Source organism: Streptomyces sp. NPDC057565, assembly GCF_042801455.1.
GTDB classification, from domain to species: Bacteria; Actinomycetota; Actinomycetes; order Streptomycetales; family Streptomycetaceae; genus Streptomyces; species Streptomyces yanii.
Window position 1 is genome coordinate 1 of record NZ_JBHVFU010000039.1, and the last position, 25761, is coordinate 25761.

Sequence of the window (25761 nt, forward strand, 5' to 3'; positions counted from 1 at the left end):
TCCACCCCCGCACCCCGCCACCCAGTCGGCAGGAAACAACGCAAAGTGGACAGACCTCGACGCAGCGGAGCCGAGGAGGAGGCTTAAAGATCAAGCTTAGTCGGGCAGGTGATAGACGGCGAGGGCCGCGGTGTCGTCGTGGAGGCGGTTGTTGCTGTAGATGAGCAGGTCGTGATGGAGACGATCGAGGAGTTCCCGGGGCTGGAGGGGGCCCCAGGAGAGGACACGTTGGCGGAGGGGGTAGAAGGTCCCGGTGGGGTCGCGTGCTTCGGTGACGCCGTCGGTGTAGAGCAGCAACTGGTCGCCGGGGCGGAAGGGGTATTCGTCGACGTGGTAGGCCTCCGAGAGAAGCATGCCGAGGTTGAGGGGCGGTGCGGGGTCGGCCGTCTCCAGCTCAGTGACTCCGTCGGGGCGGATGAGGAGGGGCGGCGGGTGGCCGCAGTTGACGATGCGAACCACGTGGCGGCGGGGGATCTCCGCGAAGACGGCCGTGACGAAACGCTCGCCCATGTCGTTTCCGGCTAGGTGGGCGGCCCTGCGGTTCATGCTGACCTCCACCCGGCGGGCAACGGCGACGAGATCGGGTTCGTCGTGGGCAGCCTCGCGAAAGGCGCCGAGGAGGGTGGCGGCAGTCTCCACGGCAGGGAGTCCCTTGCCGCGGACGTCGCCGATGACAAGGCGGAGTCCGTAGGTAGTGGGGACGGCCTCATACAGGTCACCGCCGATGCGTGCTTCCGCGGCGGCGGAGAGGTAGAGGTCTTCCACCAGAATGGGTCCGATGCGGTGAGGGACCGGGCTGAGCAGGACACGCTGCGCGATCTCGGCCACGGAACGCACGGTGGCGAGAGTGCGTTCCCGGCGGATGCGGTGGGCAGCCAGGATTGTTCCAAGGACGCCGACCAGAGCTGTGCACAAGTAGGCGGCCACGTAATGGCGCTCCCACACGTATTCCACCGGGCGGCCCGCGCAGCACGGGGTGCCGGCCAGAACCGCTTCAAAGGCGATCGCGAACACGGTGAGCGCAGCGACTGTAACGGGGCCGTGAGCGAAGGCGGCAATCACGGGGAGGGCGATGAGCAGGAAGCTCACCGGCCACTGCACGGGCGTAATGGGTTCGAGCACCAGGATGCCCGCGATGTAGAAGGCGGGCAGCCAGCGCATCCATGCGGGCGCGGCCGGCATCTGCGGGCCCCCACCGCCAGGCCGCGCTGCCGAGTCGCTCGCCGCCCCGAGGCGGCCCGGCCACCTCACTGCTCACTCCGTCGCGGAGTGAGCGGCGCGCATACGGACACTGCCCGGTCGGAGGACGAAGCTACCGTGCGGCCTGCACGCGGACGGCGCTCCTGGCGGCTCCACTCACACAGCCTGTACACGCGGGACTCCTGGCACATGAGGTGGTCAGGGCGTCCATCTTGCTGTGCCGCGGCGCTCCGGGTCGGCCATTGCTCCAGCCAATGGCATGTCAGAACCTCTGTGCGGGGTCGGCCCGCCGGCCGGTGGCCGTGGTACGTCCGCAGGTGTGAGTGGTGAACGACACCGGTTCCCGAAGGACGGAGTCTCCTCGCCCGGGGAATGGCGGTGCTTCGGGCAAGGTCGGCGACCGTGCACAAAACCTGGACGCGCCTGCGCAGGCAGTCCACGCAGCCGTACGGCAACATCCGGACGCTGGAACGGGACCCGGCAATGATCCCCGACGACGGAGAGAAGACGGGCGAGAAGCAAGACGCGGCACGCAGAAGCTGGGATGCGGTGCAGCTCGACCTGTGGACGCCCGTCGATGCCGGCTACTGCCGCCTTCGGTACGCCGCTCCTGCCCCTCGAAACGGCGAACGGCGCGGGGACGTCCAAGCTGAGGCGCCAGACTCCCTGGCTTCGGCGAGGGGGAAGATAGCGCCATGGACATCCGGCAGCTGGAGCACTTCCTCGCCATTGTGGATCAGGGCGGGTTCACCCGGGCGGCGTCGGCCCTGTACGTCTCACAGCCCGCGCTGTCCCAGACGGTCCAGTCGCTGGAGCGGGACCTGGGCAGCGCTCTTTTCCACCGGATCGGCCGCCGGGCGGTACTCACCGAGGCCGGTGAAGCGCTGATCGAGCCTGCCCGCGCCGCCGTCCGGAGTCTGGAGACGGCCCGTGCCAGCGTCGCCGCCGTACATGAGCTGCGCGAGGGCCGGCTCGACGTGGCGGCGATGCCGTCGCAGGCGGTGGAGCCGCTGACGTCGATGATCCGGTCCTTCAGCGGCCGCTGGCCGGGGGTGGCGGTAGCCATCAAGGCCGCTTTCACCCGCCAGGACGTCATCGACATGGTACGCACCGGTGCCGTCGAGCTGGGGCTGCTGGCCGCCGCCGGGCCGCTGCCGGACAAGGAAGTGGCTTCCCACCTCGTCGGCGAGCAGCGCTTCGTTCTCGTGGTGCCGCCCGACGGGCCGTTCGCCGGACGACAGTCCGTGGATTGCCAGGAGCTGGCGGGGCAGCGGCTGATCGTCGGACAGCGGGGAACCGGCATGCGGGCTTACGTCGACGGTCTGGTCGAGCGCGGGATCACGTTCGCCATCGCCGTCGAGACCGAGCACCGAGTGGCCATCCTGCCGCTGGTCCTGGCGGGGGTGGGTCTGGCCGTGGTGACGGAGTCCTGGCGAGCCCTGGCAGAGCGTGCCGGAGCGCGGGTGCTGGACATCGAACCCAAGAGCACCCTCAGCGTCGGACTGATCAGTCGCCGCACCGGACTGTCACCGGCCGCCGAGGCCTTCCTGAGTACTGTCCTGCCCGCGACAGACTCTTGATAAGTGCAGCTTATAAGCCAGATTGAAATTGCGTCTTGGACGCCGTTACCGCTCCGTTGCTGCAATCGACGCATGACGAACCACCGCATTGTCTTGATCCCCGGCGATGGCATCGGCGCCGAGGTGCTGCCCCCGGCGCAGCAGGTCCTCGATGCCATCGGCCGTCGCCACGGATTCGGCTTCACCTACACCACGTACGACTGGTCCTGCGAGCGCTACCTGCGCGACGGCGCGATGATGCCCGAGGACGGCCTGGACCAGCTTCGTGACAAGGACGCCATCCTGCTCGGCGCTGTCGGCTATCCGGGCGTGCCCGACCATGTCTCCCTGTGGGGGCTGCTGATCCCGATCCGCCGCGGCTTCCGCCAGTACGTCAACCTGCGCCCGATCCGTGTCTTCGAGGGCATCGACAGCCCGGTGCGTGGCGCTGTGGCCGGAGAGGTCGACTTCGTCGTCGTCCGGGAGAACGTCGAGGGCGAGTACAGCGAGATCGGCGGACGTCTCAACCGCGGCTTCCCGGAAGAAATGGCGGTACAAGAGGCCGTGTTCACCCGGGCCGGGGTAACCCGCGTCCTTGACTATGCCTTCGACCTGTCCGCTCGGCGCGGCGGCAAGGTCACGTCGGCCACCAAGTCGAACGGCATCGTGCACACGATGCCGTTCTGGGACGAGCTGGTCGCCGAGCGCGCCGCAGCCCACCCCACTGTGACCTGGGATCAGGAGCACATCGATGCGCTGGCCGCCAAGTTCGTCCTCGACCCCGCCCGCTTCGACGTGGTGGTCGGTTCCAACCTCTTCGGTGACATCCTCAGTGACCTGGCGGCCGCCGTGGCCGGCTCAATCGGCATCGCGCCGGCCGCCAATCTGAACCCCGAACGCGAGTTTCCCTCGATGTTCGAACCGGTGCACGGTTCCGCTCCCGACATCGCCGGACGAGGCATCGCCAACCCCCTGGGCGCGGTCTGGTCGGCCGCCATGATGCTCGATCACCTCGGCCACCCCGAGGCCGGTAAGGACGTCACCGACGCCATCGCGGCGGTTCTGGCGAAAACAGACGTCCGGACTCCAGATCTGGGCGGCACCGCCAGCACCGCCGAGTTCACCGAAAAGCTCCTCGAACTCCTGTGAGCTGAACTGTGTGCCGTGGGCCGGGACGGCACGGACGATGCCGTCCCGGCCCACTCTCCCGCCCTTTCGTTGGGCACCCCTTTTTGTCTGCTTCCGAGCCGCGTTCCTCCCCCACCGGCCCCGCCCCCGCGGGACCGCGCCTGCGTCCCGGCTGCGCCCGTTCCTCAATGAGGAGAAACGCCATGGCAGCACCCGCGTCCTCCGCACCATCCCAGACCCACACGGCATCCAAGCCGTGGTACCTGCAGCTCTACTTCTGGGTCCTGACCGCGATCGCCACCGGCATCCTGACCGGCTGGCTGTGGCCGTCGGCAGGAGTGGCCCTCGAGCCGGTCGGCACCACCTTCGTCGCGGCGATCAAGATGCTCATCACCCCGATCGTCTTCCTGACCATCGTGGCGGGCATCGGCAGTGTCGACAGCCTCGGCCGGGTCGGCCGGGTAGGGCTGAAATCCCTTGCATATTTCCAGGCAGGCACCCTCGTCGCGCTCCTGGTCGGGCTGATCGCGGTCAATGTGTTCCAGCCCGGCGCCGGCGTCCACGCCCACCCGGGCGACCTCCACCTGCAGGGCGACGCCGCCCAGTACGTGAAGGACGGGCAGGGACAGAGCTGGTGGCACTTCATCACCGACCTGGTGCCCGAGAGCGCCGTCGGCGCCTTCGCCGAGGGCAACATCCTCCAAGTCATCTTCTTCTCCGTGCTCTTCGGTATCGCGCTCAAGGCCGTCGGTCCGATCGGTGAACCCATCGTGGACGGCGTGACCCGGCTCAGCGCAGTGATCTTCAAGATCCTTCACTACGTCATGCTGGCCGCCCCCGTCGGCGCGTTCGGGGCGATGGCCTACACCATCGGCAAGTACGGGGTATCCACTCTCACCAGCCTGGGCCAGCTCATCGGCCTCTTCTACGGCACCTCGGCGTTCTTCGTCATCGTGATTCTGGGCAGCGTCACGGCGCTCCTCAAAATCAACATCTTCCGGCTGCTGCGCTACCTGCGCGAGGAGTTCCTGCTTGTCCTCGGCACCTCCTCCTCGGAGAGCGCCCTGCCCCGCCTGATGACCAAACTCGAAGGACTCGGCGTCCGCAGGGACATCGTGGGTCTCACCGTCCCTACCGGCTATTCCTTCAATCTTGACGGCAGCTCCATCTACCTCTCCCTGGCCGCCGTCTACATCGGCCAGGCCACCGACACGCCCCTCAGCATCACCCAGCAACTCGGCCTTCTCGCCGTCATGCTCCTCACCTCCAAGGGCTCGGGCGGCATCACCGGCGCCGGCTTCATCGCACTCGCTGCCACCCTGTCCACGGTCGGCACCGTCCCCGCGGCCGGCATCATGCTGATCTTCGGCATCGACAAGTTCATGTCCGAGTGCCGCGCCCTCACCAACCTCGCCGGCAACAGCGTCGCCACCCTTGTCGTCGCCCGCTGGGAACGCGTCCTGGACACCGCGCACGTCAACGCCGTGCTGCACGGCAAGTCCCCTGCCATACCGGCCGCGCCGGAAAAGAAGGAAACCGACCCCACCCCGTCGGCCAATCTCACCAAGGCGCAACCCGCAGGGGCTTTTGACAGCCCCTGATCACACGCCCCCGGGCTCTGTCCTGTCGCGCCCGGAGCCCGGGCAGGGCGTACGCCAGACGTGTACGCCTCCGCAGGCCCGGCCGGGAGTTCCGGTCGGGCCTGCGCACCATATGAGCAACGTACGCAGCCTCGATGCCGCTGACCGAGCAATTTTGTTGCACCTCTCGCAGGATGGCCGGTTGAGCAACGCGGAGCCGGCCGCCCTGGTCGGCCTGAGCCCTGCCGTCCGGTCGGCCATGCGTCGGGACGGTCATACACTCGCGGCTGCGCGGCACGGCGATGCGGGGCGGCTTCGTAACTGCATGTCCAGCGCGGGGGGTCGGACTTCCTGGCCCTCGGGTGACGGCGTCGATGGGTGGTTCGGTGAGTTTCTTACGATGGCTCAACATCTACGAGGAGGCGTGGATCGATGATTCCACGCTGGCAGGGCAGCTGTGCCCAGAGTGTGGACGAGCTGACCTCAACCTGGTCTTCACCATGCCGAAGTCGTCCTCTGTGAACGTCATGGCCGCACTCTGGTGCAGTGCGTGCCTCCAAGGAATCCATCTCGGGAATTGCCCTAAGCCGGAGGCCGGGAAGATCTGGAGCTGGGACGACGCGCAACGCGAGAGGCCGGTGCCCAACTACACGTTGATTCCGCCGCAGTAGGTTCGGTACCCCGATCTCCGGTGCGACTGGGCGTCCGGGAGATGTCCGAGCTGATCAGGTGACTGACACTTGACGGCAGGGGGCGGGATGGGCGCGCCGATCCGTCGGACGCGGAGTGGGAGCTGTGGCGGCCGTTCCTGCCGGTGCGCAACGGGCGATGCGGGCGGTGGTGTGATCACCGGCAGGTGATCGACGGGATCCTGCACCGGGTACGGACCGGCGTTCAATGGCGTGACCTTCCGGAGCGGTTCAGACCGTGGAAGACGGTCTGTGAGCGCCACCGGCTGTAGTCGGCGGACGGCACTTGAGAACGTCTGCTTCAGCAGGTCCAGTCCGCGGTCCGACGCGGCGGGTGAGATCGACTGGGACGTATCGGTCGACTCCACCACCGTGCGGGCACACCAGCACGCGGCCGGCGCCCGCACCGACCCGCCGCCCGCGCCCACCGCGCCACTCGCCACTCGCCACTCGCCACGACAAGCGGGGCTACGTCTTCCTCGGCACCGTCACCGCAGCAGCCCTCGCCTTATGGCTTCGAACGTGATCGGCCGGACAGTTCCTGGACTCCAACAACTCGATTCCACGTAAGCCGGGGCACATCAGGCATGGCTTTCTCCGATGCGCGTGAGTGGGCGACTCAACTCATGCGGGCGCGCCTTACATGCATAGCCAGTACCTTGCATGCGCGCCATATGCGCAATCGCAGGCAATTTCGGCCATGCCCTATCCTTGACTTCAGTCGCTCACACGGAGGCTTCGGACCACATGACCGCCACAGACCCGGCGCTCACCGCCCTGGCCCAGGGCTGGTGCGCGCTGTCCCTGCTGCACGGAAAGATCGAGGCGCACATCGAGCGCGCTCTGCAGGCCGAGCACGGCCTGAGTGTGCGCGAGTACTCGCTCCTCGACGTACTGAGCCGCCAGCACGACGGAGAGGGCGGTCACCTGCAGATGAAGCAGGTCGCCGAGGCCGTCGTGCTCAGCCAGAGCGCCACGACCCGCCTGGTCACCCGCCTCGAGGACCGGGGTCTGCTCATGCGCTACCTGTGCCCCACCGACCGGCGCGGCATCTACACGAACGTCTCCGACGCCGGCCTCAAGCTCCTCGAAGAGGCCCGCCCGACCAACGACGCGGCACTGCGCGAAGCGCTGGACGAGGCAAACACGCGGGCGGAGCTGGCCCCGCTGGTGCAGGTCGTGGAATCCGGAACCGCGCCTGCCTGACGGCCGACCCGAGCGGTTCGGGCGAGTCGCGCACCCCGGCCCGCCCTTTCCTGGCGCAGCCTCGCGGCACACCCGTGGCCGAGCCTGGACCGGGCCGGCCGCAGACGTAGGCAACCGAGCCGCTCAGCACCCTTCCACGGACAGCACGATCTTGCCGCGCGTGTGCCCTTGGCTGCTCAGGCGCCAGGCTTCCGCCGCTTCGTCGAGCGGGAGCACCTTCTCGACATGCACACCCAGCTTCCCCCTTTCGGCCAGGTCGGCAAGGACTGAAAGGTCCACCGGGTCGGGACGGACCCACACATAGTGTCCGCCCTTCGCGGCCGCCCCGGGGTCAGCGACGGACGCGAGCCGCTCCGGCCGCCCGAGAAGGTGCAGTGATGCGTCCACAGCGTCTGCGCCGACGAAGTCGAGGGCCGCGTCGACTCCCCCGGGCGCCAACTGCGCCACACGGTCGACGAGCCCAGTGCCGTAGGTCACGGGCTCCGCGCCCAGTTGTCGCACGTAGTCATGATTGCGCACACTTGCCGTGCCGATCACGCGTGCGCCAAGCGCCACGGCGATCTGGACGCCGAGCGACCCGACGCCGCCTGCGGCCGCGTGCACCAGGACGGTGTCACCGGCGCGGACACCGACCCTCTTGATCGCCTGATATGCCGTCAGGCCGGCGAGGGGCACACCCGCGGCCTGTTCCCAGGTGAGAGCGGCAGGCTTGAGAGCCAGCATGCGCACGTGTGCGGAGACCAGTTCGGCGTAGGCACCGAACTGGACGGCGTCCTTGCGGATGTAGCCGAAGACCTCGTCGCCGGGCGCGAACTCCTCTACGTCGAAGCCGACCCGCTCTACCACTCCGGCTACATCCCAGCCGGGGACCAGGGGGAAGTGCGTCTCCATGAGCGCGTCGAGGCGCCCTTCGGCGAGCTTCCAGTCGACCGGGTTGACCCCTGCGGCCTTGACCCGGACCAGCACTTCGCCGGGGGCAACCTTCGGGTCCGGGAGATCGGTCAGCCGCAGCGTCTCCGGTCCGCCGTATCCGTTGAGGGTGATCGCCTTCATGCGGCAGCCCCCGTCGGCACGCGGACCGTCTCGAAGGTGCGTACCAAGGACTCCAGCCGGGGGTCTTCGGCCGCCTCCTGGAGGGCTTCGCGCAGCGCCGTCTCGTTGGTCGGGCGGGCCTCTTCGAGGAGCTTGAGGCCGGCGTCGGAGACGTTCGTGTAGATGCCGCGCCGGTCGGTGGGGCACAGGTAGCGCATGAGCAGACCCCGGTCCTCGAGGCGGGTGACCAGGCGGGTCGTGGCGCTCTGGCTGAGCACGACGGCCTCGGCGACCTGCTTCATCTGCAGGTGACCGCCCTCTCCGTCGTGCTGGCGGCTCAGTACGTCGAGGAGCGAGTACTCGCGCACACTCAGGCCGTGCTCGGCCTGCAGGACGCGCTCCAGGTGCGCCTCGATCCTGTCGTGCAGCAGGGACAGTGCGCGCCAGCCGTGAGCCAGGGCGGTGAGCGCGGGGGCGGTTGCGGTCATCGGGGCCTCCTTCGTCGGGCCATCCCCTTCATAGTTGCACACGAGGGCAAATTCATTCCAGTTTTTACCGCGTTTGCATTTATCGAGCGCTTGCAACTATTGTGTTGGAACGTAAGCGCCTCACGCAATCACCTGGAAGGTAGCTCCCCATGCCTCTCGCGCTCCTGGCCCTGGCCATCGGGGCCTTCGGGATCGGCACCACCGAATTCGTGATCATGGGCGTGCTGCCCCAGGTCGCGGGCGACTTCGGCGTCACCATCCCCACCGCCGGCTGGCTGGTCTCCGGCTACGCCCTCGGCGTCGTCATCGGTGCGCCGCTGCTGACCGTGCTGGGCACCAAGGTGTCCCGCAAGAAGATGCTGATGTTCCTGATGGCCCTGTTCGTCATCGGGAACACCCTCTCCGCCCTCGCCCCGAGCTTCGGCCTCATGCTCGTCGGCCGGGTCGTCGCCTCCCTCGCGCACGGCGCGTTCTTCGGCATCGGCTCGGTGGTCGCCGCCGACCTGGTGGCGCCCGAGAAGAAGGCCTCGGCCATCTCCCTGATGTTCATGGGCCTGACCGTGGCCAACATCGTCGGCGTCCCCGGCGGCACCTCCATCGGCCAGGCCGCCGGCTGGCGCGTCACGTTCCTCATCGTCGCCGCGCTCGGTGTCATCGGCTTCCTGGGCGTCGCCAAGCTCGTGCCCGAGATGGGCCGGCCCAAGACGCAGGACGTGCGCAGCGAGTTCGCGGCGTTCAAGAACGTCCAGGTGTGGCTCGCCATGGCGATGACGGTCCTGGGCTACGGCGGTGTGTTCGCCGCGATCACCTACATCACCCCGATGATGACCGAGGTAGCCGGCTACACCGAGGGCGCCGTGACCTGGCTGCTCGTCCTGTTCGGCATCGGCATGTTCCTCGGCAACCTGATCGGCGGCCGCTTCGCCGACCGCCGCCTGATGCCGATGCTGTTCACCGCGCTCGCCGGTCTGAGCGCAGCCCTGCTCCTGTTCACCGCGACCGCGCACAACAAGGTGCTGGCCGCGATCACCCTCTCGCTGATCGGCGCACTCGGCTTCGCGACCGTGCCGCCGCTGCAGAAGTGGGTCCTCGACCAGGCCCCGGCCGCCCCGACCCTGGCCTCCGCCGCCAACATCGGCGCCTTCAACCTCGGCAACGCCCTCGCGGCCTGGCTCGGCGGCATCGTCATCGCCGCGGGCCTCGGCTACACCTCCCCCAACTGGGTCGGCGCCATCCTCTCCGGCACCGCCCTGATCCTCGCCTTCGTCGCCGCCTACCTCGACCGCCGCACCCGGACCCCCGGCCGCATCGTCGCCGGGACCACGGTGAACGAAAGGGCCCCGGCGGCTATCCGGAACTGACCGGGCCCCACACCACATCCACCCCCCTGCGAAGGACCCCTCATGAGCACCACCACCATCGCCCCGCTGACCACAGACGAGGCCGAAACCCTCGTGGCCGCCGCCCGCACCGCCGCCGAAGCAGCCGGAGTCACCGTCAGCGTCACCGTCCTCGACGCCGGCGGCCACCTCCTCGCCTTCCGCCGCGACGACCGCGCCGTCCTCATCTCCGGCGAGACCAGCACCCGCAAGGCCTACACCGCCCTCCAACTCAACGCCCCCACCGCCGACCTCGTCGACCTCGTCAAGCCCGACGGCCCCTTTCACACCCTCCCCACCGCCCTCGACAAGCCCCTCCTCTTCATCGCCGGCGGCCTCCCCCTCCACCGCGACGGCCGCCTCATCGGCGCCATCGGCGTCGGCGGCGGCGCCCCCGAACAGGACCACGGCTTCGCCCAGGCCGCCATCAAGGAGCTGTCCTGATGTCCGCCACGCGCACGCCGCAGGAGGTCTTCGCCGATCACGGCACCCGCCTCGGCACCGGTGATCTCGACCTGATCAGCCGGAACTACACCGAGGACGCCGTCTTCGTCACCCCCGACGGCGTCCTGACCGGGCGCGCCGGCGTCCGGGAGGGCATCGGCCGTCTGCTCGCCGACCTCCCCGACGCCGACTGGCAGCTCACCCCGCAGTTCGCCGGGAACGTGCTGTTCCTCGAGTGGACCGCCGCCACCCCGACCCACGAGGTCACCGACGGCGTCGACACGTTCGTCTTCCGCGACGGACTCATCAGCGCCCAGACCGTCCGCTACACCCTCTCCACCCGTACTGCTCGCACCGCCTGAAGGAAAACACGCACCATGGCACCGTCCGTCATCCCCACCGTCACCCTCAACAACGGCGTCGAGATCCCCCAGCTCGGCTTCGGCGTCTTCCAGGTCCCCGACGCCGAGACCACCGCCGCGGTCAGCGCCGCCCTCGAGGCCGGCTACCGCAGCATCGACACCGCCGCAATCTACGGCAACGAGACCGGCGTCGGCCGCGCCCTCGCCAACTCCGGCATCGCCCGCAAGGACCTGTTCATCACCACCAAGCTGTGGAACGCCGACCAGGGCTACGACGCCACGCTCAAGGCCTTCGACGCCAGCCTGGCCAAGCTGGGCCTCGACCACGTCGACCTGTACCTGATCCACTGGCCCACGCCGGCCCGCGACCTGTACCGCGAGTCCTGGAAGGCCATCGAGAAGCTCGTCGCCGACGGCCGCATCCGCACCGCGGGCGTCTCCAACTTCCAGCCCGCGCACCTCGAGCGCCTCATCGCCGACACCGACCTCGTCCCGGCCGTCAACCAGGTCGAGCTCCACCCCGGCCTGCAGCAGAACGAGCTGCGCGCCGCACACGCCCGGCTCGGCATCGCCACCGAGGCGTGGAGCCCGCTGGCGCAGGGCGCCGTCCTCAAGGACGACGCCATCACCACCATCGCCGCCCGGCACGACAAGTCGCCCGCCCAGGTCGTCCTGCGCTGGCACCTCCAGCTCGGCAACATCGTCATCCCCAAGTCCGTGACGCCCGCCCGCATCCGCGAAAACCTCGACGTCTTCGACTTCACCCTCACCGACGACGAGATGACCGCCATCACCGCCCTCGACCGCGACCTGCGCACGGGCCCGCACCCCGACCAGCTCAACTGACCCTCCCGACCGGCCCGGGCGGGGCGACGCACCGCGCCGTCCCGCCGGGTTGCTCCGGCTCGCGCGGGCGTGGATGGCAGGTCCCGCCCGCGCGAGCCCCCACTTCCGGCGGTGCGTCGCGTCCTGGCGCCGTCACCGGTCGCCCCACCCCACCTCCCCTGCGTCGTTGCGATGCTGAAAGGTGTCCCCGGTTATGTCCTCCACTCCTACTGCCCTGGACCGGCTCGTGAACCCCGCGGGCCTGCCGACTCTGGGTCTCGAACTGCCCCTCGACAACGACTGGGGCACGACCCGGCTGCGCGCCGACCGGGCCGCGGGCCGCCCCTTCGGCGTCCCGGACCTGACCCGTCATGCCGAACTCGCCCGCATGGCCGACGAGTTGGGCTTCGCCGGGCTCTGGGTGCGGGACGTCCCCCTCTACGATCCGGAGCAGTTCGGCGACGCCGGTTCCGTCTTCGAGACGTTCACGCACCTCGGGCACCTCGCGGCCGTGACCGAGCGGGCCGTGCTCGGTACCGCCGCCGTCGTGCTGCCGCTTCGCCATCCACTGCTGGTCGCCAAGGCCGCGGCCACCGTCGACGTGCTCTCCGGCAGCCGGTTCGTCCTCGGCCTCGCGAGCGGGGACCGGCCCGTCGAATACCCGCTGTTCGGGGAGGACTTCCAGAGCCGCGGTGCCGCGTTCCGTCGGGGCGTGGAGATCCTGCGCGCCGCGTGGGCCCGGCACACCGACGGCGCGGGCATGGAGCTGCCCGAGCTCGGTCTGGGCGCCGACCACCATCTGGACGTCCTGCCCAAGCCGACGGGCCCCTCCCTGCCCCTTGCCATCGCCGGGCACGCCCAGCAGTCCGCCGACTGGATCTCACAGAACGCGGACGCGTCCCTCAACTACCCGCGTCCGCTCGGGGCCTTGCGCCTCAAGACGCGGGAGTGGCAGGAGCTGACCGCCGGCACGCCCAAGCCGTACCTCACGCCCATGCAGCTGGACCTCACCGGGGATCCGTCCACCGCGGCGAGCCCGATCCGGCTCGGTCTGCGCACCGGGCACCGGGCCCTGATCGACCATCTGCGGGCGATGGGCGAACTCGGCGTCGCCCACGTCTCGTTCAACCTCCGCCCCGGCGACCGCCCCGTGGAGGAGGTCCTCCACGAGCTCGCCGAGACGGTCCTGCCTCACTTCCCCTCCCCCAGCACGGCAACCGGGACCGGCGCAGTCGGCGTTGCCGCTTCCTGAACACCGGCGGCACACCGGCTCCGCATATGTCAGCAGGTCCGCTTCTTCAGGCATGGTGTGACATGACTGAGGACAAGCATTCACCGAAGTGCGGTGCCGCGCTCCTGCCGGCGGCGCTGTCGTCGGCAGGGCCTCTGGAAAGGGTTCATCACAGCTGCCCCGCGAAGCGCGCCGGTCGAAGGTGCGGGAGTTCGGTGCGGCCGATGAGACGTGGTGTGGTCAGCACGCAGTCCTGGAGGGCGGCGCCGCTGGTGGCCATGATCGTTGCCACCAGGAAAGCGGCGAAGACGACGAGCATCCAGGACGGGAGCCGGGTGAGCAGCCGGCCCGCGGCGTCCTCCTGGTTGGCGAGGTTCGGGTCCACCGAGCGCACCGCGCGACCGATACAGCCCGCGTAGACCCCGCTGATCAGCATCGTCAGGCCGGACAGTCCCGGGCCACGGCGTGCGTCGGAGACTCTCTTGGTGGCTAACACTCGCTGGTAGTACAGCTGGTCGGTCAGGGTCCCGGGAGTGATCACGGCGGGCCACAGCCACAGCTGCTGCCATCCGACCGCCGTGAATCCTCCAGGACTCCACAGTTGTTGCGGTACGGTCGCGGTGACGCGGCCCCATCCGCCGGCCAGGTCGATCCCCGGATCCGCCTGACGGGCCAGCCGTGCTGCGACCGAACCCGCGTACGGGCCGATCGTCAGCCCGGAGACTCCGAGGCCATTGACCACGATCAGCCCGGTGACCTGCGGCACCGCGCCGAGCAGCGGCCGGACATCGGGTCCCATCGAGCGGATCCCGATGCGGGTCTCCACGCGTGTGGCGTCTGCCAGTCCGGGGGGACCGACAGTGCTTCACGCCCGTCAGCCGCAGGTGCATGATCCGGCCGCGCCGCGGCGCGATGCGCACCTTGACGCAGATCGGTTCGAGCAGGTGCGGCGAACAGGCACCGGCCGCCGCGATCACGGCGTCCGCGCCGACGAACTCATCGTCGACCCGCACACTGCGGACCGCACTGCCGACGACCATCACGGCCGTGCCCTCGATGATCCGCGCGCCGGCCGGACTGCGGCACGGCGCATCGACGGAGCCAGCAAGCCATGCGAGCGATGGCGGATATCTCCGGCATGGAACCGGCGCCCGAGAGAGGCGCCCGACCGGCCCCGCAGCCGTCTGCATCACTTGACCGGCCTCCCAGCCACTGGGTCGCCGTGCCGCGCCGTCCTGGATCACGGACAGCGCAACCGCTTCCCGGCCGGATCGACCGCCGCCACCTACGCCCACAGCAGAGGCACCACCACCGAGTGAGGTCACCTCTTGCATTAACCAGCGCATGCAAGTATTGTTTCTGCATGTAAGACGCGTTTGCATTTATATGCGGCGCTCACCCGGTGGGTCCCCCCTCCCCCGGTGCCCCGGCCCCGTCAGCGGAGCCGCCGCACTCGCGGGCGTCCACCCTTCCCCCACAAAGGCACCATCATGTCCCTCAAGGAAATCCTTCCCGGCAAGCTCGGCTTCGGCACCGCCCCGCTCGGCAACATGTTCCGCGCGATCCCCGACGAGGAGGCCGCCGCCACCGTCGAGGCCGCCTGGGACCAGGGCATCCGCTACTACGACACCGCCCCGTTCTACGGCGCCGGCCTCGCCGAGTCCCGCCTGGGCGAGGTCCTGTCCACCAAGCCCCGCGACGCCTACATCCTGTCGACCAAGGTCGGCCGCGTCATCCTCGACGAACACGAGACCGCCGCCCGCGACCTCGGCGAGAAGGGCGGCCTGTTCGAGCACGGCAACCCCAACAAGATGCTCCACGTCTGGACCGCCGAAGCCACCGAACGCTCCATCGAGGACAGCCTCAAGCGCCTCGGCGTCGACCGCCTCGACATCGTCTGGGTCCACGACATCGCCCAGGACTTCCACGGCGACCTCTGGCTGAGCAAGTTCGAGGAAGCCCGCACCGGAGCCTTCCGGGTACTGTCCCGGCTGCGCGACGAAGGCGTCATCAAGGCATGGGGCCTGGGCGTCAACCGCACCGAACCGATCGAGCTGACCCTCGCCCTCGACGAACCCCGCCCCGACGGCTTCCTCCTCGCCGGCCGCTACACCCTCCTCGACCACGAACACGCCCTCCAGCGCCTGCTCCCGACGGCCCAGGAGCAGAACGTCGACATGGTCGTCGGCGGCCCCTACAGCTCCGGCGTCCTCGCCGGCGGCACCCACTTCGAGTACCAGCAGGCCCCGCCGGAGATCATCGAGAAGGTGTCCCGCCTGAAGACCCTGGCCCACAAGCACGGCATCTCCATCAAGGCCGCCGCCCTCCAGTTCTCCCTCGCCCACCCGGCCGCCGCCGCCGTCATCCCCGGCGCCACCCGCCCCAGCCGCATCGCCGAGGACACCGCCGCCCTGAACGAGACCGTCCCCGCCGCATTCTGGACCGACCTCCGCGCCGCCGGCCTGGTCAGCCCCGCCGCCCCGCTGCCCAACGGCGCCTGACCCCCACGGCACCCGACCCCCACCCCCACACCCCCACCCCAGCACCACGACCCAGGAGAAAGATCATGGCCTCCACCTCCGTCAGCCGCACAGTGCCCGCCTCCCCCGACAAGGTCTGGAACCTCATCGGCGGCTTCGACGCCCTGCCCGACTGGCTCCCCTACATCCCCGAAAGCACCCCGCTCGAAGGCGGCCGCGTCCGCCGGCTGACCAACCCCGACGGCGAAGTGATCATCGAACGGCTGGTCGACTTCAACGAGACCGAGCGCCACTACAGCTACGCCATCCTCCAGGCCCCGTTCCCCGTCAACGGCTACCTCTCCACCATCCGGGTCCACACAGTCCCCGGCCGCAACGACATCGCCGAGGTCCAGTGGTCCGGCCGCTTCAACCCCGACAACGCCACCGAGGACGAAGTCGTCGACCTCTTCACCGGCATCTACCGCGACGGCCTCGACGCCCTCCACAAGGCACTCTCCGCCTGACACCACAGCCGTGACACGGCCAAACCGCGCAGCCCGGACATGCATCTCGCGTGCCCGGTCTGCGGTTTTCCCGGACCCCAGCCTCGCCCTCCGTCGAGGGGGCGGCAGGGGCCGGTCTGGTTACCTTGGGTGCCGAAGAACACCCGCAGGGGCGGGTTGCCGGAGTCACCGATTCTGAGGAGTGCCCGGCCCGCGATCGGTGACTGGCCGCGCTCCGCCGGCGTCCGGGGATCCAAGCACCGGTTACGCCGTGCGCCGGCGCCGCACCGCCTGCCGGATCACCGTGGGGACGAACCCCAATCCAACGCTGATCACGACTGCTCCTGCGGCCAGCAGAGTCGGCCGCCCAGGCCAGGTCGCGCCGGTCAGCTCCAGATGGGACGAGGGGTATTCGGAGAACTTCGCCGTGACCAGGGCCGTACGGACGTCGCTGTGCTCGGCGAGGTCGCGCAGGACCGGGTCGAAACCGAACTCCCCTCACGCCGTCCTCCGCCTGGCAACTCCACGGCCAGTCCGTTGCGGCGCGCCCACGTGCGCAGCGGGGTGTCCACGGCCGAGGTGCCTGCGACGCCGGGCACCGCGAAACGGTCCACCCCGTGGGCGCCACCGCGTGCTGTCTCGGCGATCAGGACCAGGCCGTGACGGGTGGTGATCGTGTCGCGTGCCCCGAGCACCACCGTTCGCGCGGTGAAGGACACCCCGGCGTAGGCTTCAAAGGCCGCAGCCGCGTCGATCTCGCCGACGCCGTCTACAAGGCCGATGCCCACGGTGGGCCGCAGCCAGGGGAATGCGGCGTTCAGTGCGTACGGCACGTCGCCGATGGCGAGTTGGTTGGCCGGGATCGCGGTTGGCCCGTCCAGGGTCCAGCCCGGATATGACAGTGTCTTCCCGATGCGGGCGGCCTCGTCCTTGCCCGCCAGTTCCTCCACCACCCGCAGGGCGCCGACGGTGCCGGAGGTGATGCCTGCAGTGGTGGTCACCCGCCCATCCTCGACGTACCGCTGACCGCGCTTCCAGTGCACCTGGGGGTAATGGCGCTTCAGGGAGCTGATGCCGGACCAGAACGAGGTCGCGTCGTGGCCGTCCAGCAGGCCGGAGGCGGCCAGGAGTTCCGAGCCCGCGCACACGCCGAGGACGCACGCACCTTTGTGGTGGCGTTCGGCGATCCACTGGCGCGTCCGGGCCTCCTTGACGTCGACCGGGTCGGTCACCGCGGGCACGACCACGACATCGGGCTCCGGCAGCGTGCCGCGCTTCACTTCCGTCAGCGTGTGATCAGGAAGCAGGTGCGCTCCGCCGGACAACGGGGAGACACGGCGCTCGGCCGCCACGGTGTAGATGAAGAACTTCTCCGACTCGGCGAACACCTGATACGGCGCCAGGACGTCGGTTGCCACGGAGCCCTCGTTGCTAACCACCACTGCCACCGTGATGCGGTCCTTCGGTACCGCTCGATGGTCGCGGTAGCGCAGGAACGGGCTGATCTGCGCGGTGTCGCCGTCCCGTCGCAGGTACAGCACCAGCTCACGGGCGACCGCGGCGGCCAGCTCCGGGCCGCGGTGCTGTTCGACGAGAGACAGCGAGAGGTCGATTCCGGCCGAGACGCCCGCACTGGTGCTGACCCGTCCGTCGTGGACGTACAGCGCGGCTTCGCGCACCCGAGCCGTGGGGGTGCGAGCTGCTGCCGATTTGCTGCACTGAAGGGAGTTGTGGTGAGCGGGAGTTGGCCCTGTCGGCGGGTTCGTGGGGTGGGAACGGAGGTTCTGGGGCCGAATGGGTGACCTTGGCGGCTGCTGCTCGTTGGGATGGACAGCGGGTGGCTGGCCTTTGAGGGCGGGGGTGACGCGGTGGGTGGTGTGAGGAAGTTGGCCGCGCCCTTCGTGGTGCCCGGGCCTTGCGGGGTGGCGATCCGGGACCGGCTCAAGCACCTCACCTCCCAGGACGAGAAGGTGCTGCGTGCGGTCGGCGAGCACCAGGGCCGTCTGGCTTCGCGTGACCTCAAGGCCCGCTGTGCGGACGGTCTGGAGCACAGCGCTCAGACGTGGGCCACGCGTAAGCGGGACCTGACGCCGCTGTCGTCGTCGCGGATCGCCGGGGCCATCACCAAGGCCACCCACGACCAGTGGGCGCTCGCCCGGCGTTGCCAGGCGGCACACGTCCAGACGCTGGAGGCCGGGATCAACATGCTGCGGCACCGCCTGTCCCTCCCGATCGGGGAGAAGGGCACCAAGCGCGCGGCGGGCGGCTACCGGTCGAAGAGCGAGTGGTTTTGCAAGTCCCGCCGCCTGGCTGCACTGGAGGCGCGGCATGCGGCCGTTGTCGCCGAGTGGCAGGCCGGGCGGGTGCGGGTGGTGCGGGGCGGTAAGCGTCTGCTCAACACCCGCCACCACCTCGCCGAGGCCGGGCTCACCGAGGAGCAGTGGCGGGAACGGTGGGAGGCGGGGCGCTGGTTCATCGCGGCGGATGGGGAGTCGGGGAAGCGGTTCGGGAACGAGACGATCCGCGTCACCCCGGACGGCGAAGTGTCCATCAGGCTGCCTGCCCCGCTCGCGCACCTGGCCAACGCCGGGCACGGCCGGTACGTCCTCGCCTCCCGGATCTCGTTCGCGCACCGGGGTGTGGAGTGGGCCGACCGCATCGGCGCGAACCGGGCCGTGGCCTACCGCATCCACCTGAACGTGGATCGTGGCCGTTGGTATCTCACCGCGTTCTGGCAGCGCCCCGCCATCCCGACCATGACGCTGTCCGCCGCCCGCGCCCGGGGCATGATCGGTGTCGACACCAATGCCGACCACTTCGCCGCCTACCGGCTCGACCGGCACGGCAACCCCGTCGGCGACCCGCGCCGCTTCGGCTTCGACCTGTCCGGGACCGCCGGTCACCGCGACGCGCAGCTCCGCCACGCCCTGACCCGCCTGATCCACTGGGCGGTGCAGGCCGGTGTCGCCGCGATCGGCATCGAAGACCTCGACTTCACCGCCGAGAAGACCCGGGAGAAGCACGGCCGCAGGAAGCGGTTCCGGCAGCTCATCTCCGGCATCCCGACCGGGAAACTCAAGGCCCGGCTCGTCTCCATGGCCGCCGAACACGACCTGAGCATTGTCGCGGTCGACCCCGCCTACACCTCCCGGTGGGGTGCCCAGCACTGGCAGAAACCGCTGGTCACCCCCCGCCGCACCATGTCCCGTCACGATGCCGCCGGTATCGCGATCGGACGACGCGCCCTCGGGCACCCGGTCCGGCGTCGGACGGCACCGCCCCCGCACGACCGGAGCGATCGTGCGGGGCATCGGACCGCCCAGGCCGGACCAGGCACCCGGGGACGTGAGGGAACCCGCCCACCCGCAACGGAACGGCCCCCCGGAGGGCCGTCACCGAACGGGACGCGAACGCGGGAACCCAGCGCATCCCACACCGCTCGGGATGCGCCCAGTACGCAACAGTGGGTCCAGGACTCACTCACGCACACTGGCTAGGAACGGTTGTCAGGTCCGCATAATCGCGGCGATGTCGAGCTCCAGCGTCACCTTCGGGCTGACCAGAATCCTGGTCGCGGCGTTCCAGTTCACGCCCCAGTCGTTGCGGTTGATCGTGATGCCGCCCTTGAAGCCGACCCGGAACCCGCCCCGCGGGTCGTTCTCGGCGCCGGTCAGCTCCAAGTCCACGGTGACCGGCTTGGTCACGCCGCGGATGGTCAGGTCACCGGTGACCTTGAAGCCGGTGCCGGCGAGCTGCTGCACCTTGGTCGAGGTGAAGATGAGGGCCGGGTGGTCGTCGACGTCCAGGAAGGTGCCGCACAGCTGGTCGTCACGCTGCTGGTTGCGGGTCTGGATGCTCTTCGCCTGGATCGTGAGCCGGGCGCTGCACTTCGACGGGTCTTCGCCGTCGATGTGCGCACTGCCTTCGAACTCCTCGAACTGCCCGCGCACCTTGGTGGCCATCGCGTGCCGGGCGACGAACCCGATCCGCGTGCGGGTGGGGTCGAGGACATAGTCGCCGGTCAGCTCGCTGAGTGGGGTCATGGTTGACATGTTGGGTCGCTCCTGGTGGGAAACAGGTGGTTGATCTTTCAGTTCCGGGACGGTCACGATTCGCGGACAGACCCGGGCGCTGGGTGAGGCGCTGAGCCCGCCAGCGGGCACGAAGTACTCCCAGTGACCCTGCAGCCGCCCGACCGCGGCGCGGATCTCCTCCTGGCCGACGAACTCGGCGGGGATGCGGGGCATCCGCCACGCGCCGTCGTGAGTGAACAGCGACGCGAAGCGGTCGTAGTCGTACATCACCCCCGCGTCGGTGAACTCGCCGCGCAGCGCCTCGATCTCGACGCGATCCGCGATGGCCTGAAGGTCGGTCATGGTGTCGATGAGCCTTCCTGTTCGATGACGGGTGTTCGTCTCGGCAGTACGACGAGACGACCCTCCGGAATGTCAGGTCGACGTGCCGCCTCACATTCCAAGGGGGTGACTCGTCGTACTGGCGTGAGCAGATGCGACCAAGGAAAGTCGGTAACACCATGAACACCTCGTCCGAGCCGGGACTCGATCGGCTCGATCCGGGCCTGAGCGCGATCACGAGCGAGCGACGTCAGCTGATCGGCGTGGCGTACCGGCTCCTCGGCTCGCTGGCCGACGCCGAGGACGTCGTACAGGAGACCTACGCGCGCTGGTACGCGATGTCCCGGGAGCAGCAGGAAGAAATCAACCATCCCATCGCCTGGCTGACGAAGGTCGCCAGTCGCATCTGCCTCGACCTGCTCGGCTCGGCACGGGCCCGGCGCGAGCGCTACGTGGGCGAGTGGATCCCCGAACCGCTGCCCGGACGTTCGGAGTGGATCAGCGAGCGGTCGGGCGACACCACGGCCGACCCGGCCGACCGGGTCACCCTCGACGAGTCGGTCAACATGGCCTTCCTCGTCGTCCTCGACTCGATGACCCCGGCCCAGCGCGTCGCGTTCATCCTGCACGACGTCTTCCGCTACCCCTTCGCCGACATCGCCGAGATCGTCGGCCGCACTCCGGCGGCATGCCGCCAGCTGGCCTCCTCGGCCCGCCGACGCCTCCACACGTCGCAGACTCCCGCGTCTCCGGCAGCTCAGCGGGCCGGCATCGTCCGGGACTTCAAACAGGCATGGGAAGCCAAGGACATCGACGCGCTGATCGGCCTGCTCGCCCCCGACGCCACGGCAATCGGCGATGGCGGCGGCCTCGTCAGCGCCGAGCCGCGCCCTGTCGAAGGGGGCGAGCAGATCGCGCGCTACCTGGTCGATCTCGCCGGCAGGGTCCCCGACATGACGATCCAGGAGCGCACGGTCAACGCTCAAACCGGTCTGACGGCTCAGCAGGACGGCGTCATCGTGGCAGTGTTCGCGTTCGACGTCGCAGGCGACCGGATCACGCGCATCTGGGCAGTCCGGAACCCCGAGAAGCTCCGGCCCTGGACGGCCCCGACGGCGTAGCCCTTGATCTCGCCGGCGCAGAGCGTCACCAGCTCCCGCGTCGCGGCGGGAAGGGGCGAATCGGCCGCGCCCCTTCCCGGCGCCGACGCCGTACGCGACGAACTTCGCCGCCACCGGGGACGACGACGCGTTCCCCGACGTGCGCCTGGCACACGCCGTCGGGGCCTGCGACGATACGGCCCGATCCGCGCTCACCGGGAACGCGGGAACTCACCCAACTCTCCTTGGACGCTCAGGGCACGTGTGGCGCCCTGGTGGTCGTGCCCGCCAGCTCCGCGACAAGGTCGTGGCCGAATCGAGTGTGCCTGCCGTGACCAGCCCGGCCGGCGGGGACAGCGACAGCGACACCGAGCTGCGTCTTTCCAGGGCGCCACGTCCGACCGCCATCCGCAGCTCGGCCACCGGCAGTTCGGCACGGTGGTGGTCGGCCATCGCATACCCGACCACCTCGCGGGTGGACAGGTCATCGCGGTGGCCAGATAGCGCGAGCCCTCTGCGGTCGGCAGGCTGGTCATGTCGCCGACGAGCCGCAACCCGGGGCGAGGCGCGGTGAAGTAGCGCTCGAGCAGGTCCGGGGCGAACACCGGCCTACGGGCCTGGCGGGTCAGATCGCGGCGCCGACGGCGGGTGACACCCGCGCTACCGCGCTACCGCGCTCGCGCATGATCCGCCCCACCCCCTTCCGGTTGACGGCACGGCCCTGGCGGCGCAATTGCGCATGACCGCGTGGGACGCCGTAGGCGCCCCCGAGGGGCGAGGCGGTCCTCGACGTGACGGAATCGGATCACCGTGGCCACGGAACCTGCGCGCCGACAGTCGCATCGTGGTGCGTCGGAGCCCGGGTACGTTGTCTCCTGCGCCCAGCCGACGAGGCGCACGGGCCGTCGGCGCCGCCCCGACCACGCACCCGTCCGGCCCGGAGCCGCTACGAGCCGTTTTCCAGCGCAAAGCGCAGGTATCGTTCCGCGGAACGCTGGACCGCGGCCGCGCCGTCGGCGCTGACCACGCGTCCCCAGAACGCCCCGTAGATGCGCTCGAAGGCGAAAGGCTCGACCAGCGCAAGCGCGCGGCGGATGGTGCTCGGCCGCTCCGGAATGAAGTTGGGGATGCTGTACATGAAGCTGACCCACCGCCGGTCCATCACCACCATGAAGATGTCGCCACTGAACAGCGCGCCGCGCCCCTCCGGGTCGTCAGCCCAGTGCAGCACGGTCCCTCCGGCGAAGTGTGTGCCCGCGTTGATCAGCGTCATGCCGGGCGTGATCTGGTGGGTGTCGCCCGTCCAGTACTCAATCACCGGATCGGGCCGCCCGACCCAGTCACGGTCCGCAGCATGGACATACACCGGAACGTCGAAGGCCCGGCCCCACTCGGTCATCACACCGTAGAAGTGCGGATGGCTGACGGCGATCGCGCTGATCCCACCCACATCCTCAATCTCGGCGGCGAGATCGTCATCGAGGTACCCCACGCAATCCCACAGCACGTTGCCGGACGGTGAGCGGATCAGCAGCGCACGCTGGCCGACGGCCACCGACGGCACCGCACCGACCCCGATCACACCGGGTCCCTCCTCATCGAGCCGACCGCGACGGCCACCGGCGCGCAACTCAGCCAGTGTGGTCCACTGTTGGCCTTCCCAACCGACGTACTGCCGCTCGTCCAGGCAGATCGGGCAATCAGCGCGCAGTGTCCCGTACTGCACACCGCAGGTGCAGCAGATCGGAAGCTGCATACCCGTCACCGGCGCGACCCGCTTCGAAGACGACACCAGAACCTGCCCCTCCATGAACCCCACCACTTGACAACCCGGCATCAACAGCGCACCGTACTCGGCTTCTTCCCGAAGCGTGCGTGGCCCGACGAGGCAGACCGCTGCGGCAGTTCAACCCTGGCGAACTTCGGCCGTCGTTGCCATCCCACGCAGCCCCAGGCCCTGCACCGCTACCTGCGTCGGCGCAACGCCAACGCCCGCCCCCAAGGCCTGCTTCTCACCGTCGTCGATCCAGGTTCGGGCCACGCCCGCGAGGACGCTGAACGCGGGTTGTCGGTGGTCGTCGACCGCGGTGACGGTGATCCGGACGGCGGCATGCTCATCGGCCTCAGGCACGGGGTCGGCGATCACCCGGGCGTCTCCGCGTGCGGTGAACGCAACGTTGCCCTCGGCGAGGAAGGTGAGTGCCACCCTTGGCCGGCGTCTGAGACGGTCGAGCGTGTCGCGGCTGCGGTGCAGGCTGAGCAGGATCGTGCTGTCGCCGGCGCGGACACAGGGATGGCATGCGCGCCGTGTTCTGGCAGATCGCCCAGCGTGCTCAAGACGCCGATGGTGCGCGCCGGCCAGTCGGGCAGGATGGTCATGCGGGTCACTCCAAAGGATGTTGTAGTAGTGCCTGACCGCCGGGCGGGCCATGGACCGGCTGAACGTCAAGCCGGCTGGACCGGGCCGATGACACGGCTGGATCGCCGTCGAGCGCGAGATCGACCCGGTGCGGCTGCGCCCGCAGCCGTGCGAGTTCGCCCCGTACTCCGCCGTCGGACCACGGTGCGGTCGTGAGTGTTCCGGGCGGTCGGAACCGCCCGGAACACTCACGACGCCAGAGCAGCAGCGGGCTCATCTGGCGAGTTCGGCCGGTTCGTCCAGCCGCGTCAGTTTCCGCGGGTTTCTCACCACATAGATCCGGGTGATCCGCCCGACCTCCACCACGACGCTCACCGCGGACGGCTCGCCGTCGAACTCGATCCGGCCCGCAGGCGCACCGTTGAGCCATACGGCCGTGGTGTCGAAGGCGGACACCACCCGGTGTGCGCGCGCGAGCAGCGGCGCCACCAGCTCGATACCGTGGACCGGTTCCAGAGCGGCGGCCACAAGCCCGCCGCCGTCGGCGATCAGGACCACGTCCGGCGACATGACATCCATCAGCTCCTGCACCTGCCCGGTCCGCAGCGCGACCAGGAACCGTTCCACCACGGACTGCTGCTCCGACCGGCTCACCTCCACCCGCGGCCGCCGGGCCGCCACATGCTCGCGTGCCCGCCGCGCGATCTGCCGCACCGCGACCGCGGTCTTCCCGACGGCCTCGGCGATCTCGCCGTAGGACATATCGAAGACCTCGCGGAGCACGAACACCGCCCGCTCCGTCGGCCCGAGTGTTTCCAGCACCGTCAGCATCGCAATCGAGACGCTCTCCGCGAGCTCGACGTCCTCAGCGACATCAGGGCTGGTCAGCAGCGGTTCCGGCAGCCACTCGCCGACGTATTCCTCGCGGCTGCGCGACAACGTCCGCAGCCGGTTGAGCGCCTGCCGCGTGACGACCCGGACGAGGTACGCCCGCGGGTCTCTCACCTGGGCGTGGTCGACGGCGGCCCATCGCAGCCAGGACTCCTGCAGCACATCCTCCGCGTCGGCCGCCGATCCGAGCATCTCGTAGGCGACCGTGAACAGCAGACTGCGATGGACGACGAACGGATCCTCGGTCATGCCGACGACGCCACGCCGGACGGCTCAGGGCGCTTGGCCAGCGGAATCTCGCAGGCATCGGAAAAGCCCTGCGAGGTGACCCCGTTCGCGTTGTTGTTCCTGGTCGCCATGTTGACAAAGGCGATGTACGCGGTGAGCTCGACCATCGCCGCGGGGCCGAGCCGCTCCAGCAAGCCGGCGTACAACTCGTCGGTGACGGTCGGCGGAGTGCTCGTCATGGCCTCGGCGTACTCCAGCACGTCCCGCTCCAGCGGCGTGAACACCTCCGACTCCCGCCAGCGCGGCACCTGGCTCGCCTTGACCAGGTCCAGGTCCTGGTTCTGCGCCTGGAAGTAGCCGACGTCCAGGCACCAGCTGCAACCGACCTGTACGGCGACCGCCATGTGCGCGAACGACTTCAGGCCCGCGTCGGCCGCATCCCACTCGGCCAGCTTGCCCGAGAACTCCAGATTGGACGTGGCGACCTTGGGGCTGTGCCACACCACCTCGACGGGCTCGGGCACTTCGCCCAGCTGCTTGATCATGTTCTCCCTGAGCTCGGTGGGAAGTTCCGCCTTCGGTACGCGCAGCGCCATGATGTCCTCCTTGAACGGTTGTCTGTCCGGCAGTACGTCATGAAGACACCACCTGGCCCGCGGATGTGACACCCCCCGCCACCGCACACAGATCATGAGCGCACACAGGCCCACACCCGCTCACAGAAGCTATCCGCGATCTCC

General features: G+C 69.4%; 24 protein-coding genes and 2 pseudogenes. 15 read left to right on the plus strand and 11 right to left on the minus strand.

Translation table 11 applies throughout. From position 1 onward, the window contains the following. Nucleotides 1-96 precede the first annotated feature (96 nt). A complete protein-coding gene (locus tag ACFU8W_RS37500) occupies nucleotides 97-1182 on the minus strand; it encodes a PP2C family protein-serine/threonine phosphatase (protein WP_384047386.1) in 1086 nt (361 codons plus the stop codon). Nucleotides 1183-1895: 713 nt separating this feature from the next. On the opposite strand from ACFU8W_RS37500, the gene ACFU8W_RS37505 reads away from it, so the two are divergent. The 6 genes and pseudogenes from ACFU8W_RS37505 (at nucleotide 1896) to ACFU8W_RS37530 (ending at nucleotide 7362) form a co-directional block, all read left to right on the plus strand. Beyond that, a complete protein-coding gene (locus tag ACFU8W_RS37505) occupies nucleotides 1896-2780 on the plus strand; it encodes a LysR family transcriptional regulator (protein WP_384047389.1) in 885 nt (294 codons plus the stop codon). A gap of 72 nt (nucleotides 2781-2852) precedes the next feature. Then, on the plus strand, nucleotides 2853-3908 hold the full coding sequence (locus ACFU8W_RS37510; RefSeq protein ID WP_384047392.1) for a tartrate dehydrogenase: 1056 nt from the start codon (nucleotides 2853-2855) through the stop codon (nucleotides 3906-3908). A gap of 182 nt (nucleotides 3909-4090) precedes the next feature. Further along, nucleotides 4091-5488, plus strand: a complete 1398-nt coding sequence (dctA, locus tag ACFU8W_RS37515; RefSeq protein ID WP_384047395.1) for a C4-dicarboxylate transporter DctA — start codon at nucleotides 4091-4093, stop codon at nucleotides 5486-5488. A 112-nt stretch (nucleotides 5489-5600) separates the two neighbouring features. After that, nucleotides 5601-5903, plus strand: a complete 303-nt coding sequence (locus ACFU8W_RS37520; RefSeq protein ID WP_384047398.1) for an AsnC family transcriptional regulator — start codon at nucleotides 5601-5603, stop codon at nucleotides 5901-5903. A 357-nt stretch (nucleotides 5904-6260) separates the two neighbouring features. Then, nucleotides 6261-6561: pseudogene (locus ACFU8W_RS37525) on the plus strand (transposase); the annotation flags it as partial. Nucleotides 6562-6903: 342 nt separating this feature from the next. Continuing rightward, nucleotides 6904-7362, plus strand: coding sequence for a MarR family transcriptional regulator (locus tag ACFU8W_RS37530; protein ID WP_345516942.1), 459 nt, complete (start codon nucleotides 6904-6906; stop codon nucleotides 7360-7362). A 123-nt stretch (nucleotides 7363-7485) separates the two neighbouring features. Here the strand turns inward: ACFU8W_RS37530 and ACFU8W_RS37535 are convergent, their stop codons facing one another. Both ACFU8W_RS37535 and ACFU8W_RS37540 read right to left on the minus strand, forming a co-directional pair. Then, on the minus strand, nucleotides 7486-8415 hold the full coding sequence (locus tag ACFU8W_RS37535) for an NADP-dependent oxidoreductase (RefSeq protein ID WP_384047402.1): 930 nt from the start codon (nucleotides 8413-8415) through the stop codon (nucleotides 7486-7488). After that, nucleotides 8412-8882, minus strand: coding sequence for a MarR family transcriptional regulator (locus ACFU8W_RS37540; protein WP_345516944.1), 471 nt, complete (start codon nucleotides 8880-8882; stop codon nucleotides 8412-8414). Before ACFU8W_RS37540 ends, ACFU8W_RS37535 begins: the two co-directional genes overlap by 4 nt. A gap of 149 nt (nucleotides 8883-9031) precedes the next feature. Here ACFU8W_RS37540 and ACFU8W_RS37545 point away from each other — a divergent pair, with 149 nt between their 5' ends. From ACFU8W_RS37545 to ACFU8W_RS37565, 5 genes are all read left to right on the plus strand, one after another. After that, on the plus strand, nucleotides 9032-10243 hold the full coding sequence (locus ACFU8W_RS37545; protein ID WP_384047406.1) for an MFS transporter: 1212 nt from the start codon (nucleotides 9032-9034) through the stop codon (nucleotides 10241-10243). A gap of 42 nt (nucleotides 10244-10285) precedes the next feature. Further along, complete coding sequence (locus ACFU8W_RS37550; RefSeq protein WP_384047409.1) at nucleotides 10286-10705, plus strand: heme-binding protein; 420 nt, start codon at nucleotides 10286-10288, stop codon at nucleotides 10703-10705. Further along, the gene (locus ACFU8W_RS37555; RefSeq protein WP_384047412.1) at nucleotides 10705-11067 is read left to right on the plus strand and encodes a nuclear transport factor 2 family protein; all 363 of its coding nucleotides are present in this window, start codon (nucleotides 10705-10707) and stop codon (nucleotides 11065-11067) included. The genes ACFU8W_RS37550 and ACFU8W_RS37555 overlap by 1 nt, the downstream gene beginning before the upstream one ends. A gap of 15 nt (nucleotides 11068-11082) precedes the next feature. Next, on the plus strand, nucleotides 11083-11913 hold the full coding sequence (locus tag ACFU8W_RS37560) for an aldo/keto reductase (protein ID WP_384047416.1): 831 nt from the start codon (nucleotides 11083-11085) through the stop codon (nucleotides 11911-11913). A 193-nt stretch (nucleotides 11914-12106) separates the two neighbouring features. Next, on the plus strand, nucleotides 12107-13144 hold the full coding sequence (locus ACFU8W_RS37565; protein ID WP_384047419.1) for a TIGR03571 family LLM class oxidoreductase: 1038 nt from the start codon (nucleotides 12107-12109) through the stop codon (nucleotides 13142-13144). A 148-nt stretch (nucleotides 13145-13292) separates the two neighbouring features. Here ACFU8W_RS37565 and ACFU8W_RS37570 read toward each other — a convergent pair whose 3' ends face one another. Then, nucleotides 13293-13949, minus strand: coding sequence for a hypothetical protein (locus ACFU8W_RS37570; RefSeq protein ID WP_384047422.1), 657 nt, complete (start codon nucleotides 13947-13949; stop codon nucleotides 13293-13295). Nucleotides 13950-14613: 664 nt separating this feature from the next. Here ACFU8W_RS37570 and ACFU8W_RS37575 point away from each other — a divergent pair. Continuing rightward, a complete protein-coding gene (locus tag ACFU8W_RS37575; protein ID WP_384047425.1) occupies nucleotides 14614-15624 on the plus strand; it encodes an aldo/keto reductase in 1011 nt (336 codons plus the stop codon). 65 nt (nucleotides 15625-15689) lie between these two features. Then, complete coding sequence (locus ACFU8W_RS37580) at nucleotides 15690-16109, plus strand: SRPBCC family protein (protein WP_384047428.1); 420 nt, start codon at nucleotides 15690-15692, stop codon at nucleotides 16107-16109. Between the two features lie 365 nt (nucleotides 16110-16474). Here ACFU8W_RS37580 and ACFU8W_RS37585 read toward each other — a convergent pair whose 3' ends face one another. After that, the gene (locus tag ACFU8W_RS37585; RefSeq protein WP_384047431.1) at nucleotides 16475-17767 is read right to left on the minus strand and encodes a DJ-1/PfpI family protein; all 1293 of its coding nucleotides are present in this window, start codon (nucleotides 17765-17767) and stop codon (nucleotides 16475-16477) included. Nucleotides 17768-17956: 189 nt separating this feature from the next. Here ACFU8W_RS37585 and ACFU8W_RS37590 point away from each other — a divergent pair, with 189 nt between their 5' ends. Further along, nucleotides 17957-19585, plus strand: a complete 1629-nt coding sequence (locus tag ACFU8W_RS37590; RefSeq protein ID WP_384047579.1) for an IS200/IS605 family accessory protein TnpB-related protein — start codon at nucleotides 17957-17959, stop codon at nucleotides 19583-19585. A gap of 9 nt (nucleotides 19586-19594) precedes the next feature. Here ACFU8W_RS37590 and ACFU8W_RS37595 read toward each other — a convergent pair whose 3' ends face one another. Then, on the minus strand, nucleotides 19595-20464 hold the full coding sequence (locus tag ACFU8W_RS37595; RefSeq protein WP_384047434.1) for a YceI family protein: 870 nt from the start codon (nucleotides 20462-20464) through the stop codon (nucleotides 19595-19597). A gap of 158 nt (nucleotides 20465-20622) precedes the next feature. On the opposite strand from ACFU8W_RS37595, the gene sigJ reads away from it, so the two are divergent. Then, nucleotides 20623-21564: an RNA polymerase sigma factor SigJ gene (gene sigJ / locus ACFU8W_RS37600; RefSeq protein ID WP_384047437.1), complete on the plus strand. Its 942-nt coding sequence runs from the start codon at nucleotides 20623-20625 to the stop codon at nucleotides 21562-21564. 604 nt (nucleotides 21565-22168) lie between these two features. On the opposite strand, the pseudogene ACFU8W_RS37605 reads toward sigJ, so the two are convergent. From ACFU8W_RS37605 to ACFU8W_RS37625, 5 genes and pseudogenes are all read right to left on the minus strand, one after another. Next, nucleotides 22169-22297, minus strand: a pseudogene (locus ACFU8W_RS37605) (IS3 family transposase); the annotation flags it as partial. 192 nt (nucleotides 22298-22489) lie between these two features. After that, nucleotides 22490-23353 (minus strand): MBL fold metallo-hydrolase, encoded by an 864-nt coding sequence (locus ACFU8W_RS37610; protein ID WP_384047439.1) that lies wholly within the window; start codon nucleotides 23351-23353, stop codon nucleotides 22490-22492. A gap of 96 nt (nucleotides 23354-23449) precedes the next feature. Next, nucleotides 23450-23974 (minus strand): hypothetical protein, encoded by a 525-nt coding sequence (locus ACFU8W_RS37615; RefSeq protein ID WP_384047442.1) that lies wholly within the window; start codon nucleotides 23972-23974, stop codon nucleotides 23450-23452. Nucleotides 23975-24175: 201 nt separating this feature from the next. Next, nucleotides 24176-25042 (minus strand): RNA polymerase sigma-70 factor, encoded by an 867-nt coding sequence (locus ACFU8W_RS37620; RefSeq protein WP_384047445.1) that lies wholly within the window; start codon nucleotides 25040-25042, stop codon nucleotides 24176-24178. Then, on the minus strand, nucleotides 25039-25617 hold the full coding sequence (locus ACFU8W_RS37625) for a carboxymuconolactone decarboxylase family protein (RefSeq protein ID WP_384047448.1): 579 nt from the start codon (nucleotides 25615-25617) through the stop codon (nucleotides 25039-25041). Before ACFU8W_RS37625 ends, ACFU8W_RS37620 begins: the two co-directional genes overlap by 4 nt. Nucleotides 25618-25761: the final 144 nt, after the last annotated feature.